At 61.3% G+C, this 13,726-nt stretch carries 12 protein-coding genes and 1 CRISPR repeat array; of the genes, 4 read left to right on the forward strand and 8 right to left on the reverse strand.

What is annotated here, in order from left to right; translation table 11 throughout:
* Positions 1–21: 21 nt before the first annotated feature.
* Positions 22–771: direct repeats of the CRISPR family, unit length 32 nt; unit sequence GTCGTGCCTCACGCAGGCACGTGGATTGAAAT.
* A 253-nt stretch (positions 772–1,024) separates the two neighbouring features.
* A complete protein-coding gene (locus QZ650_RS04460; protein ID WP_292520339.1) occupies positions 1,025–3,442 on the reverse strand; it encodes a CDC48 family AAA ATPase in 2,418 nt (805 codons plus the stop codon).
* A gap of 46 nt (positions 3,443–3,488) precedes the next feature.
* Here QZ650_RS04460 and larC point away from each other — a divergent pair, with 46 nt between their 5' ends.
* Both larC and radB read left to right on the forward strand, forming a co-directional pair.
* Positions 3,489–4,682, forward strand: a complete 1,194-nt coding sequence (larC, locus tag QZ650_RS04465; RefSeq protein ID WP_292520338.1) for a nickel pincer cofactor biosynthesis protein LarC — start codon at positions 3,489–3,491, stop codon at positions 4,680–4,682.
* A complete protein-coding gene (gene radB / locus QZ650_RS04470; protein ID WP_292520336.1) occupies positions 4,679–5,356 on the forward strand; it encodes a DNA repair and recombination protein RadB in 678 nt (225 codons plus the stop codon). The genes larC and radB overlap by 4 nt, the downstream gene beginning before the upstream one ends.
* On the opposite strand, the gene dapF is transcribed toward radB, so the two are convergent.
* The 7 genes from dapF to QZ650_RS04505 form a co-directional block, all read right to left on the reverse strand.
* Positions 5,343–6,161: a diaminopimelate epimerase gene (dapF, locus tag QZ650_RS04475; RefSeq protein WP_292520334.1), complete on the reverse strand. Its 819-nt coding sequence runs from the start codon at positions 6,159–6,161 to the stop codon at positions 5,343–5,345. The genes radB and dapF overlap by 14 nt on opposite strands.
* Before the next feature lie 177 nt (positions 6,162–6,338).
* A complete protein-coding gene (locus QZ650_RS04480; protein ID WP_292520333.1) occupies positions 6,339–7,499 on the reverse strand; it encodes a hypothetical protein in 1,161 nt (386 codons plus the stop codon).
* A 105-nt stretch (positions 7,500–7,604) separates the two neighbouring features.
* The gene (locus tag QZ650_RS04485; protein WP_292520331.1) at positions 7,605–8,156 is read right to left on the reverse strand and encodes a hypothetical protein; all 552 of its coding nucleotides are present in this window, start codon (positions 8,154–8,156) and stop codon (positions 7,605–7,607) included.
* Between the two features lie 93 nt (positions 8,157–8,249).
* Complete coding sequence (locus tag QZ650_RS04490) at positions 8,250–8,996, reverse strand: hypothetical protein (protein ID WP_292522468.1); 747 nt, start codon at positions 8,994–8,996, stop codon at positions 8,250–8,252.
* Positions 8,997–9,045: 49 nt separating this feature from the next.
* Positions 9,046–10,089, reverse strand: coding sequence for a hypothetical protein (locus tag QZ650_RS04495; RefSeq protein WP_292520328.1), 1,044 nt, complete (start codon positions 10,087–10,089; stop codon positions 9,046–9,048).
* Between the two features lie 577 nt (positions 10,090–10,666).
* Positions 10,667–11,482, reverse strand: a complete 816-nt coding sequence (locus tag QZ650_RS04500; protein WP_292520327.1) for a winged helix-turn-helix transcriptional regulator — start codon at positions 11,480–11,482, stop codon at positions 10,667–10,669.
* 46 nt (positions 11,483–11,528) lie between these two features.
* Positions 11,529–11,972 carry a pre-peptidase C-terminal domain-containing protein gene (locus QZ650_RS04505; RefSeq protein ID WP_292520325.1) on the reverse strand — a complete coding sequence of 148 codons (444 nt, stop codon included), beginning with the start codon at positions 11,970–11,972 and terminating at the stop codon, positions 11,529–11,531.
* 291 nt (positions 11,973–12,263) lie between these two features.
* On the opposite strand from QZ650_RS04505, the gene QZ650_RS04510 reads away from it, so the two are divergent.
* Both QZ650_RS04510 and QZ650_RS04515 read left to right on the forward strand, forming a co-directional pair.
* Positions 12,264–12,722, forward strand: coding sequence for a hypothetical protein (locus tag QZ650_RS04510; protein ID WP_292520324.1), 459 nt, complete (start codon positions 12,264–12,266; stop codon positions 12,720–12,722).
* Between the two features lie 74 nt (positions 12,723–12,796).
* Entirely contained in the window at positions 12,797–13,726 is a 930-nt protein-coding gene (locus QZ650_RS04515) for a YcdB/YcdC domain-containing protein (RefSeq protein ID WP_066956245.1), read from the forward strand.

Raw genomic sequence — 13,726 nt, forward strand, 5'->3', positions numbered from 1 at the left:
GGTCTGGCACAAGCGGATGTCGTCGTGCCTCACGCAGGCACGTGGATTGAAATATGAACTCCCTGTACGGCGGCGAGGCTTACGATCGTCGTGCCTCACGCAGGCACGTGGATTGAAATGCCCGGGAGCGCGGCGACGTCAGCCCCTACCCGTCGTGCCTCACGCAGGCACGTGGATTGAAATTGCGCGATGGCGACGCGCTGGACTGCCCCGCCGGTCGTGCCTCACGCAGGCACGTGGATTGAAATCTCTCCCTGACCTTCTGGTATCTCGTCCAGGCCCGTCGTGCCTCACGCAGGCACGTGGATTGAAATGGTGTACTCCCCTGAGTACTCCACGTTGCCACGTCGTGCCTCACGCAGGCACGTGGATTGAAATCAGAACCCGACGTAGAAGTCCCAAAGGAACGTGTGTCGTGCCTCACGCAGGCACGTGGATTGAAATAGCCGACATGGAAAGCACCGAAGAGGTGACCGATAGTCGTGCCTCACGCAGGCACGTGGATTGAAATCACCCTGAGCGGCAGTATGTAGAGCTCCCTCGCGTCGTGCCTCACGCAGGCACGTGGATTGAAATGTCAACGACAACCCCGCGATCGCCCGGACCTATCGTCGTGCCTCACGCAGGCACGTGGATTGAAATGCCGAAGCGGCGGGACCCGGGTCCTGTACCATGTCGTGCCTCACGTAGGCACGTGGATTGAAATCCACAACCCAGGCCGCGAACCCTGCCCGCCGGGGTCGTGCCTCAAGTAGGCACGTGGATCGAGATTGACCGACTTGGGCGGGCTTACTGCATCTTGACCAGACTCGGTCGAGGAATTCATAACCTTTGAGACACCTGGTGGCAGTAGGTTCAATCACCGACCAGCTCATCCGCAGGGGCGTTTGCAGTAACTGATGGAGCGCGAGCGCTGCTCATCGTGTAGATCCCATCAAAACACAGGGGCCGGTAGGAGTTGTCCTGGATGAGGCCGAACAGCCGTATAAAAAAAGTCTTCCGGGGGTCTCCCCCGGCGACCCGCTCACTGATATTCAAGCGGCTGCGTCTCTTTCGGCAGCCCGCCCTTGAAATGCTGCTGGATCTTCTGGTAATACTGCCGCAGCCGCTCGTTCATCGTCGCGTGCACCTTCTCCCGCGCCCGCTCGAAATGCGACTGGTTCACGAGGGCGGCCCCCTCCCGCATGGCAAGCATGGCCGCCTCCCGGCCGAGCGCCTCGAGATCCGAGCCGACGAAACCCTCGGTGTCGGCCGCAATCTTCCGGACAAGCCGGTCCCGTGCGGGGTCGTCGAGGGTCACCTTCTGCTGGGCGAGGAGATCGACGAGTTTCTTCCTCCTCATGTGGCGGGAGAGTCCCTCGCCGTCGCTCGCCGCAATCTCGGTCCGCCGGGTCCTGACATCCTCGACGCTCACCCGGTGGTTGCTCCCGACCGCCAGGATCAGGTCCTCGATCTCGTTCTCCGAGAGCCCTTCCGTCATCTCCACGAGGTCTTCCACCACGGAGCCCTCGATCGGCATGTAGCGGGTGTGGATGGAGAGAACCTTCTCCCGGTCCTCCCGCCCGGGCTCGCCGATGTAGACGAGCCGGTCGAACCGTCCGGGCCGCAGAAGCGCCGGGTCGACCATATCCGGCCGGTTGGTCGCTCCCATCACCACGACGCCCCGGAGTTCCTCAAGACCGTCGATCTCGGTCAGGATCTGGTTTAAGACGCTCTCGATGACGTGCGACTCGGTGCCGCCCCCGCGGGCGGCGGCGAGAGCGTCCAGTTCGTCGAAGAAGATGATGGACGGCGCAACCTGCCGGGCCTTCTTGAAGACCTCGCGGACAGCACGCTCGCTCTCCCCGACCCACTTCGAGAGGAGCTGGGGTCCCTTGACCGGCACGAAGTTCGCACCGCTCTCGCTTGCGACCGCCTTCGCGATGAGGGTCTTTCCGGTCCCCGGCGGCCCGTAGAGGAGGACGCCCTTCGGCGGCTCGATACCGAGGTCCTCGAACCGCTCACGCTGGGTGAGCGGGTACTCCACCGCCTCGCGGATATCCTGCTTTGCCTCTTCAAGGCCGCCTACGTCCTCCCAGGCGGTGTGGGGCACCTCAAGGAGGATCTCCCGCATCGCGCTCGGGCCCACGTCGCGGAGGGCGTCGCGGAAGTCCCTGCCCTGCACCTCCATCTTCTCGAGGATCTCGGGCGGGATCTCCTCGGCCTCGAGGTCGATCTCGGGCAGGTAGCGCCGGAGCGCCTTGATCGCCGCCTCACGGGCAAGAGCGGCGAGGTCCGCCCCGACGAACCCATGAGTCTGCTGGGCGATCGATGTGATCGCCACATCGTCCGCAAGCGGCATACCACGGGTGTGGATATGCAGCACCTGGGTCCGGTCGTCCTCCGACGGGACCCCGATCTCGATCTCCCGGTCGAACCGTCCGGGACGGCGGAGGGCCGGGTCGATGGCGTCGAGCCGGTTCGTGGCCCCGATCACCACGACCTGCCCCCGCTCCTCCAGGCCGTCCATCATGGTGAGGAGCTGGGCCACAACACGCCGCTCGACCTCCCCGGTCACCTCTTCACGCCGGGGTGCGATCGAGTCGAGTTCGTCGATGAAGATGATGGCGGGAGCATGCTGCCGGGCATCCTCAAAGACCTCGCGGAGCCGCTGCTCGCTCTCGCCGTAGTACTTCGAGATCACCTCCGGCCCCGCGATCGATATGAAGTGTGCTCCGCTCTCGCTCGCGACCGCCTTTGCGATCAGGGTCTTTCCGGTCCCCGGAGGGCCGTAGAGGAGGACGCCCTTCGGCGGCTCGATCCCGAGTTTCCGAAAGATCTCGGGATGCCGCATGGGGAGCTCGATCGTCTCGCGAACCCGCTGCAGTTCGCCTTTGAGGCCGCCGATATCCTCGTAGCTGATTCTCTTTACGCCCTCAAACCCGGCCGCCGGTTTCTCGGAGAACTCGATCTTCGTGTTCTTGGTGATGATCACGGCGTTCTCCGGCTCGACCACCACTGCCTTGAACGCGACGAGCTGGGGCTGCATGAACGGGAGCCCCGCCTGGATCGGCACGGAATCGTTCTTGACGATCGGAAAGTCGATCAGTTTGTTGACGACGCTGCTGTAGTTGATGGGGAGTTGCTTGGGTAAGTCCTCGGGAGGCGCAAGCACGACCCGTTTTGCCTCGACCTCCTCGTCCAGCGTTTTTATCTTTACCCGGTCTCCTATACTGGCACCGGTGTTGAGCCGGGTAAAATTATCGATCCGGACCTTACCCTGGTGCCAGTCGTTCACCATAGCGCGCCAGACCTTGGCCACGGTCCGACGCTTCCCTTCGATAGCCACAAGGTCTCCCGGGCTGAGCCGAAGCTGCAGCATGGTGTCAGGGTCAAGCCGTGCCTTGCCCGCCCCCTGATCCTCCGGATAAGCGCTATCTACCTTCAAGTATATCTCGGGCATTACCTCTAGTTCTTATATTTCGGGGATTTATAAGTACTGGAGGCGCATGAATACACTTCTCTTCGACCCGTTCAACGGTGCCGCGGGCGACATGATCATCGGTTCTCTTCTCGATCTGGGGGCGGATGAGAGTCTCATCAGGGTGGCGATGCGTTCCGTCGTCGGGGAGCCGACAATAGAACGGGTCGACCGCTCCGGCATCCGGGCCGTCCAGGTGAAAGCGCATGCCCCGGTCGTTCATCGCACTCTTGACGAGGTGCTCGACCGGGTGGCCGGAAGCGACGCCCCCGCCCCCGCACGGGATATGGCCCGGCGGGTCTTTCTCCGGATACACCGGGCCGAGGAGAGCATTCACGGAGAGGGAGCGCACTTCCACGAGGTGGGTGCGGACGACGCCATCGCCGACGTGGTGGGGGCCTGCACCGCCCTGCACTCCCTCGGCGTCGACAACGTCGCCGTTCTCCCGGTCGCCCTCGGCCGGGGGTTCTCCGTCGGGGCTCACGGCACCTTCCCTATCCCGGCTCCGGCGACCGTGGCAATCCTCGCCGGATCGGACCTCGCGACGGTCCCCGGGAACGAGGAGCGGGAACTCTGCACCCCGACGGGGGCTGCTCTCCTTGCCGAGTTCTCGACGGTCCGGCCCGAAGACCTCGGTCCGGCGGCAATCCGGGCGGTCGGCTACGGGGCGGGGAGCAGGAACCCCCCCGGAAAACCGAACGTCCTCCGCTCGATGCTCCTTGCAACAGAGGAGCACGCCGCCGGCGACCGGGTCGATATCCTGGAGACGAACGTCGACGACGTCACCGGGGAGGCCCTCGCCTACACGATCGGCCGCCTTATGGAGGAGGGGGCGCGGGATGCAAGCGCCATTCCGGTTGTGATGAAGAAAGGGCGGAGCGGGCACCTCGTCCGGGTGGTCTGCCGCCCCGACGCGACCGACCATCTTGTGGGTGTGATGGCCGCGGAACTCGGGACGCTCGGGATACGCTGCATACCGATGGTCCACCGCTCCGTCGCAAAGCGGACAATCGAGAGGGTCACGGTCACCCTCCGCGGCCGGGAACTCGCCGTGGACGTCAAGTGCGGCTGGTGTGAGGGCAAGATCACCTCCTTCAAGGCGGAGTATGAGCAGGCGGCGGCCTCTGCCCGGGACCTCGGTGTCCCGCTCCGGGAGGTCACCGGGGCGGTCGAAGCGGCTGCCCGCCGGCTCTTCATCGAACGGGGTGTGCTTGAGCCATGAAATCCGACCGTGTCAGCACGGGGTGCCGGCCCCTCGACGACCTGCTGGGCGGCGGGCTTGAGCGGCGTGCCATCACCCAGATCTACGGCGAACCCGCGAGCGGGAAGAGCACCCTCTGCCTGATGGCCACGGTGGCCACTCTCCGGGCCGGGAATTCGGTCGTCTACATCGATACCGAGGGGTTCTCGGTCGAGCGGTTTGCGCAGGTCGCCGGGGGGGATGCCGGGGCGTTCGCGGACCGGCTCTACCTCTTCGAGCCGCTCGACTTCACCCAGCAGGGGGCGATGATCGCCGATGCGGAGGGGCTGCTCAGGAGAGACGGCCACGCACCCGTCGACCTCATCGTGATGGACTCGGCGACGGCCCTCTACCGGACCGAGCTCGACCTCGGGAGGGAGGCTCTCCGGAAACTCCTGCGCCACATGATCAAACTCCTCGGGCTTGCGAAGAAGCACGATATCCCGGTCCTGATCACGAACCAGATCTACATGGACGTGGAGCGGGACCGGGTCGCCGGCCTCGGGGGGACGGCCCTTGAGCATATCTCGAAGGCCATCGTGAGGCTCGAAAAGAGGGACGGTTCCCGGCGGGCGATGCTTCGGAAGCACCGGTCCCGGCCGGAAGGGCTCTCGTTCGATTTTGTGATCACCGAAGACGGGATCAGAACGGTATAACGCCCACAAAGACCGTCTCGGCGGGGCCTTCCATCGTGACGGTCTCGCCGAACCTGATGACGAGCGGGCCGCCTCTGGTCTCCACCCGCACCGTCTCGCCGGCCTTTCCGAGGTGATGGGCGACTGCGGCGGACGCCGTGGCGCCTGTCCCGCAGCTCTCGGTCTCGCCCTCGACGCCGCGCTCGAACGTCCGGATCCGGAGCGAGCCGTCGCCGGCCTCTTCGACGAAGTTGACGTTTGCGCCCTCGACGAAGGTGGGGTGGTTCCGGATCACCGGGCCGACGGCCGTGATATCGACGGCGCCGATCTCTTTTACGAAGACGACCGCGTGGGGGACGCCGGTGTTTGCGGCGTAGACGGTGAAGTTCTGGATCTCCTCTTTGTATTCGCCGTCTCCGACGGCCGGGATGGCGCTCCGCTCGAAGGCCGGCGTCGGCATCGTGATCGTCGCGGTGAACTCGTCCTCTACGTAGCCCATCGTCACCGGGATTATCCCGGCCCCGGTCTCGACCGAGCAGGACTCTTTGACGTAGCCGGCATCGTAGGCGTACTTCGCGAGGCACCGGATGCCGTTTCCGCACATCGCGGCCTCGCTCTCGTCGGGCTGCAAGAGCCGCATCCTGACGTCCGCTTCTTCCGATGCCTGGAGGAAGAGGACGCCGTCGGCGCCGATGCCGAACCTGCGGTCGCAGTAGATTGCCGCGAATCCTCCCTTCATCTCCTCGGGGATGACCTCGCCGCTGTGCTCGTCGATCAGGATAAAGTCGTTGCCGTTTCCCTGCAGTTTGGTGAACGCGATCTCCATGGTGTTGCCTCTTTAGTGTAGGTTGGGAGCGGCGGGTGATAAATCGTGTTGCCCGGATGGGGGATCTTCGGATACGGTCCGGCATGGAGCGGTGTTTCAGGAAGCGATCGGCGTTCGTGTTGTTCCTGCCCGATAGTATGGGCGGGACCAATGGGATGGGTCCCTGCCTTTTTGCAGTCACCGGGGCTCCTTTGGGTAGTTATGCCGGTTTACCAGGAGGGCGTACCCGCCGTCGGCGGTCTGGACAACCGAGACCGCGTTGCCGATCAGTTCAAACGTGGCATTCAGTTCGGTGTCCCACTCCGGGAGTCCATCAGCGTTGAGTTTCATGATGTGAGGAACGCCTACCTGATCGGGGAGGATCAGGAACCGGGATGCGGGATGGTACGTAACGGTACCGGATACGTACCCTCCATCGGCCGTTTTGATGATCGGCGCCGATACGTTGAGCGTCTTCTCTCCGATCACGTTCCCTTCCCGGTCGAACACGATCTCCTCCAGCGTTACGTTGTTGTAGATAACGGTGCACTCGCCTCCCGGCGCTTCGCTCATGAAGATTACATGGTTGTACTGCGACGGACTGCCGAGCGCTGCCTCCCAGAGCATATCGCCTGCGGCATTCAGTCGAAGCAGCCACACGTCGGAGCCGTTTCGGTTCGGAAGATAGGTTGTACCGCCCACCAGGTACCCGCTGTCCGAAGTCTGAATGATGACCCTCGCGCTGTCCCGGTTGCCGGTCCCATAGGTCTTTTGCCACTCTTCCGTCAGGTTTCGATCCCATTTGAGCACCAGGAGGTCTTCTCCGGTGGTCCCGGCGATGGCAACCCCGCCATCGGCGGTCCCGACGACCGACTGCAGGATGCCATCGACCTCGACGTCGCTATCCAGTATGTTCCCCGCAGGATCGAAGAGCAGAACCCCAGACTCACCCACCGCTACGACGGTGCCCCCGGCCGTCTCGGCGACGGAAGAGACCGGAGGGCCTCTGCCGGTGGTGTTCCAGGCGACGGGACCGTTGCCGTCGAGTTTGAAGACCCCGTAGGACTGATCCCCGCGCCAGGGCCGGACCTCTCCCCCGATAAGGTACCCGCCGTCTGCCATCTGGATCATGTACGCTCCGGTATCGTCGCCTCCGGTATCGATGACCATCTGCCACTGCTCCGTCCCGTCTGCGTCGACCTTGAAGACCATGATATCACGGCCCACCCCGTACTCCGGCACAAGGCACCCTGCCGCAAGGACCATCAGGAGGCAGAGCACGGCCACCAGGATGCCGATCGTCCATTGTGTAGCGGGTTTCACGCTCGCCTCTTTATCGTCCCGATGTGCATGTGGCACTCACAATTGTTCATCTCCATGTTCCGAGGTAAATCGTTTATGGGACAAACACCAGCTCGAAACTCTCTTTAGGAAAAATAGGCTTGAGGTATCGGGATCATGACCTCACGTTGCACCGCAGAGACGCATCCACCATGTGATATCCATCTGAGGGCCAAGGACCAGTTCCGGCGGAGAGGTGAATACCGTGAACTTCACGGGGATATCCTCGATCCCCATCTCTTTTGCCCGTTCGTTCAGCATCGCATACACCGCTTCTATCGAGGAGACATTCTCCGGCGGGGGCGGGCCGTTCCAGATGCTCACCCGGAGATACCCATCGATATCGTGGCCGAAACTGATGAGAGACCCGTTGGGGTAGAGGTAGCGTTCCCGTATCAGATCTTTCGTGGCGGCGGTGAAACTCGAAAGCGGTACGCTCTTTCCGCTCTTCGATGACGGAAGCCCTCCGAGCGTGATGGTGACGGGCTCCTGCCTGTTCAGGCCGGCTTTGAGGTGCTCGACAATCTTCAGGTTGGTGAGAGCCGGTTGGGAGGACTGAAGTTTCGCGGCGGACGCTGCCGGCCCCTGATCCCGCAGGCCTTCGGAGAGGCACAGTCCTGCGGAGAGGCTGAGCACAAGGGCGAAAAGCAGTATCGGGACTGAAAATTTACTCATGACTATGCATCCTCATGTTGTTAACGGAAGAGCACCTGGTTCCCTCTGCACACCTGGTATTGGTGGAAAATACCCGTCACCGCGGTTCGGTCATCAGGCATGCAACAAGGACTCCGCATCCCGGTATTCCACCGTCTCAGCCTTGCCAAGGTCACGAAGCGTGAACAGCGTGCAGCAGTGGCTACTCTCTCCGGGGGCAGGCCCTCCTGATATACCGGTAGAACCGTCACTCGTTCTATTAAAGACGGCAATGTCATACCAGGGGTCATTTGTAGAGAACGCCACCCTCTCCAGGGGAACGACCTCACCCCGGTGCAGGGCAAAGAGGCTTCTGTACCATGCTTCATATGCCAGATCTCCATACTGTGCATCGACCTCGATGATCAGCCCCGTGTTCTCGCCGGTCAGTTTCCGGTAAGGGATCCGTTCGATCTCAGAGAGGAGGACGAGCGGGTGCTCCCCTACTGGTACTCTATCGACAGTCCAGGAATCCCAGGTCATGATGCTCATAGGGCTGACTCTAATCCGGTAGAATTGATGGAGATCTTCATTGTCTCCGTAGAAGCTCATATGCAACGATTTGATCGATCCGTCATCTGTGGCTACGAGCGTCAGGTCTCCAAGGACCGCTGTTGTGTTCTCGATGCCGGTCCACTCCTCTATGATCGCCCACATCCCCGAGAGCGGGGTGCCATAGATATTCTGCGGAAGAGAGACTGCGGGGGGTCCGGGGTCATAAATGAGCACGGATATGGATAGAATCCCGGCGGCAGCGAACACAATGCAGATCGCCAGAGCGATGATTTTTTTCTGCTTATTTTGTGATGGGCCTTCGATCATCTTCACACTCACAGCATATTAAAAAAGATATGTTTCACCTACTCAACCATCAATACTGGAAATTAATGTTCCAAGTATGGCTTAATGTATGGTAAGTGGTCACTCCATTGTAGAATTGCCCGTCGGCCTGAAGATTCAAGATCCTGTACGTGCCACTGCTGTGCTGACTCACTGAACCGACGCTCCCTGGTTTCATACCCCCAGTCGTTTCTTTCGCATCATCGCTGTTGAAGAACATCTCCCACTTTGCTTTCTCGGTGCCGGTGCTGCTCCGGTCGTACGTCGTCACTTCGGGTTGATCGTAACTCCAGCTCCATGTTGCTGAAGCGCCTCCGGTGCCCCCCGTTATGGATACCCCGATTGTTTGTGCTCCCGTTTTGGTTCCAAGAGGATCCCACTCATACTGTTCGGGGCTACCGAATGTTCCTGCAGACCAATCGTGTAGCATAGTCCCCATTCTATTCTTCCATGAGATCATCTCAAAAGCCTGACAACCTGGCTCCATGGCAAAAATCTGTTTGATCGCAAACCAATCTTTCGTACTGTCTCCATCGTTTGACAACTGTTGAAGTTCATAATTGTCCGTCACACCACCATACGGGCTCAGATAGTAGTCACCGGTCATGAGACCAATTGTTACCCACTCAGCACTAGCCAGTGCTCCTGCTTGCTCAGCAACCGCAAGTTGTGGATTGACAATATTTGAGTCATACCATTCCTGTGCTTTCTTCTGGATGATGGAAACAGATTCCTCATCACCTGCAAGCCCGACGTACTGAACAGGGACTCCACGAGCGTCAAGAGTGAAACCATAGGCCACGATTTCGGCGCCTTCGGGCACAACTGGATCGGCCAATACGAGTGGCGCATGACTTTCGGTCCTCTGTTGGGAGTTGTCGATCACGCTCTCCCTCATCTCTTTCAAGTCACTCAGAGTTATCGGATTTGTGAAATCTGTAACTCTGTAAACTGACGAAACATCACTGTTTCCGGTGTTTATCGACGTTGCGCTCACCGCAGGCGCCACAACCATACTCACCAGAAACACGGCGAGGAGCCCAGAAAGTGCCCGCATTCCAATCTTTCCATTCATTTCATTTTCCTCCGATAACTCCCGGAGGCAGGAGAGGCATACCTTCAAGTACGGGAAGCGCACACATTCCCTTTGCCTCCGGGCGCGCGGGACGTTCACCCATCCGATTCGCTACTGGCCGGGTGAACCTCCGCACTGGTGCAGGCGCTGCCTGCGGCACCTACGATTGAGAACTCAACGTCCCTCTATATCCCTTTTCCGGCCCAATCAGCTACACGTCGAGGCGTTTCAATCCATTTTGCCCCAAAGCATGCCGCAGCCGGCCGGGGCCTGCGTTGCACCGGCCGATAAGGGAACCTGCATGGCAGGGGAGACTCGGTGCTTTGGGGTCGTGCCTGCCCGGTAGGGAAGGGTTCCGGACGACATCCTGCTTGGCAGCAGCGCACGATCCCGACCGAGCCGTGCGCTGAGCGCTGTGGCTCCCGATCGAGACTCGGGTTTCGGCTGCAAGTGATCCCGGCGACACGCATCTACGCGTCGGGTCCGCGAGAGCGACTCCATATCCGAACGTAACCCCTACAGTCTGGGAGCCGGGGAGGCGCCAAACGACGGAGGGCAAACACCTTGTCGCCGGGACCTAACCTGATAGGACCTCGTGGCCCTTTGCGGCAGGATAACTCCCCGTGCCGGGATGCCTGGAAACGGGGAGGTCTCCCGTATACCGGTTGAGAAATTCCCGTGCGCCCCCGAAGAGCCTGTAGCGGACAAACCGCCCGTCCCTCTCTGCGGTGACGATCCCTTCTGCCTCGAACTCCTGCATGTGCCGGGAGATCGTAGGGCCGGAGAGCCCGAGCCGTTCTGCGACATCACTCCGGGTTGTGTCCGGGGCTTCGAGGAGATGCGTGAGTATCATCCGGGAGGGTTCTTCCTGCAGGCTGATGAGAATGCGCTGTTCTAAGTCAGTATACCCCTGGTTCCGGGCGAAGTGCCCGGTGCGGTTCCGGTGGTCCACGGCGGCCACCTTGCCTTCCCGGATGAGCAGATCGAGGTGGTATCGGAGCCGCCCTCGCGATGCACCCGTCAACTCACTGAGTTCCCCGGCACCGGCACCCGGGTTGGCGACGATCTGCCGGTAAAGGTCGCTCCGGAAGTCGTCGTCGAGGACGGTGCGCTTTGTTATCCGCCGGAACCCGAGCGACACGAGGAGGCTGAGCACGTAGAAGAGTTCGCCCATATAAGGGAGCCCGGGCAGGGCCATGAGCAGGAAGTAGAGGATCATCACCCGGGGAGGCAGGTCCCAGAACGTGATCTCCTCCGGGTCGCGCCACTCGCCGGTGTACTCCTCCGTCATCGGCTCGACCACGTAACCGGCGGTTGCCGTGCCCGGGAGTACAAGGGCCGCGAGGGTCACGGCAACGAGGAGAATGGAAGAGATCCGGCTCCACTGCACCATGCTGGATGATCGCCGGAAGAGACGTTCAATGTTTCGATCTTCGCCGCTAGGATGTTACTATTGTGTAATCCTCGATCCCGGTCACCTTATCTCCGTAGATCTCGAACCACCACGTTCCGGGACTCAGGCCGGCGGAATCCTTTATGCGCAGGTAGATCCTCCCGTTCACGCCGTCGTACGCGTCGTAATACGGCCCGAGAACGGAGTCCGGCGCGTGAACTGTCAGCCGAAGTGAGTCGGACGAGTCGCCCCAGTTCAGGTCGACGATGAGCTCGGTTTTGCCTGCGGGAACGTAGGTCGAGTACCAGTTCGTCTCGCCCTGTGCGATGCTGCCAGCGGTCATCGGTGCAAACAGCGGGTTTTCTTTGGATATCGTGTCCCCGGCCGGGGTTACGACGTAGCCGTGATTCTCCGTCTCCTGCGCCGCCACGGCCGGGACCAGCAGCGCGGCGACGATCATGATAACCATTGCGGTTTTGCAGAAGTTCATAGACGATCGAAGAGGAATTTCTAAGGCATCTATATACCTTTTACGGCCATTGCAGCTCCGTGTCGCGCGATACGAAGCTTTTGTGGCCGTAAACTATATCCCACCTTACTTCCTGACAAAACAGCGTGGATACCGCATGCGGTGTCCCGCCGGGGGCCGGGAACCCCGATCGCCATCGTATCCCGGCTCCCAAAAGCGTGCCCAGAGGGCAATAGGGCTGTTAGCGCTCGAAAGAGATAGCCGTTACGGTTCCGTGGTCCTCCCGGGTATGCACAAAGGAGGAATGGAACCATGAAAACGAAATCTCTTTCCGGAATCAGCGCCCTCATCGTGGCGCTGCTGGTCGTCGGCGCGATCTTCGTGCCGGCGGTGAGTGCAACGACTTCGGAGAACGCACGGGATGGCACTGCTGATACAACTACCCTGAATCAGGTTGACAGGAGAGGCGATGATTTCCTGGACTGTTATGGATGGCTCACCAAGGAGACAAACTGGATCCGATATGGTGGATGGGCGTGGTGCAGTTATCCGGCAGAGCGCCTAAACATCAAGGTCTCTCTCCGTGACCGGGCCACTGATCAGGATCTGGGCTACACCGCTTACTCGGGCGCTAACCTTGATTACATCGAAGCGCAGGATAATCTTGAAGTGCAACCACCTGCCGGAAGTTATTATACCCACACCCGGGCATGGAGTGCAGGGCCGTCTCACGACGTATTACATAACTCTCCCACAATCACCTGGCCATGAGGGAGCATGCTTATGAAAGAGACGGCCAATCTCCCCTTTTTTCTCAGGCCATTCCGCAGCTCAGGAGTTCTACCATGACAAACAAACTCACAGGCATTCTTCTCATTCTCTGCATAACGGGGGTTCTCATCGTCGCTGGTGTCTGGTTTTCCGTGACCGCCGCCGACCCTCTGCCGCCGGAACCGCCGCTCTCCCCCACCCCCGGGACGACGCCGACCGGTGACGGCATCACCGAGGCGGAAGCAAAGACGATCGCCGCTGCCGCCCTCCCTGATATCGTCCGGGCGGAGACCGCGAGGGTCCGGCTCGAACGCGGCCTCTTCGACGTCTCCGACTCCAACGCCACCCGGCAGGCCCAGGTCCGGGTCGATGCCCGGACCGGAGAGATAACCGGCTTTGTCGTCCACGTTCCGGCCCTGGCAGGCCGACCGGCCGAGCCAGTCCTCACGATGGAGGAAACGTACGGGATCGCGGAGGAGTTCCTCGCCGACCGGGGCGAGACTGCCGACCTCGCGGCCGCGGTCGGAAAGTACTACACCCCCCACAAAAACGAGCGAACCGGCGAAACGGTGGCCGGGTACTACGGTGTCGCCCTCCATCGCTCCATCAGGGGTATCCCCTGTGCCTGGAATGGCTGTTGGATTGACGTTGACGCGGTCACCGGCGAGATCCGCCGTTACGATCGGTTCTGGGACCTCGACGCGGCGCGGTGTACGGCCGATACCGAACCCGCGATCACCGCAGAGGAGGCGGAGGAGAGTGCCAGGGGCTACATCCAGGACACGTACGGGGAGCTTTCCGGACTTACCTTCCGCTCCGCGACGCTCGTCTGGGCCGACAACTCCGCCCCGGCGACGGGTGAGGTCCCGCTCGCGTGGAAGGTCTCGTTCGACGACGACTACTACCGGTCGCTGGGAACGCTGCTCACCGCCGCTGTCTTCGTCGACGCCCGGACCGGGGAAGTCCTTTCCTGCGACTACTACCGCCGCCCCGGGGCTGCCTGA

The sequence above is a fragment of the Methanoculleus sp. genome, from assembly GCF_020696975.1.
Classification (GTDB): domain Archaea; phylum Halobacteriota; class Methanomicrobia; order Methanomicrobiales; family Methanoculleaceae; genus Methanoculleus.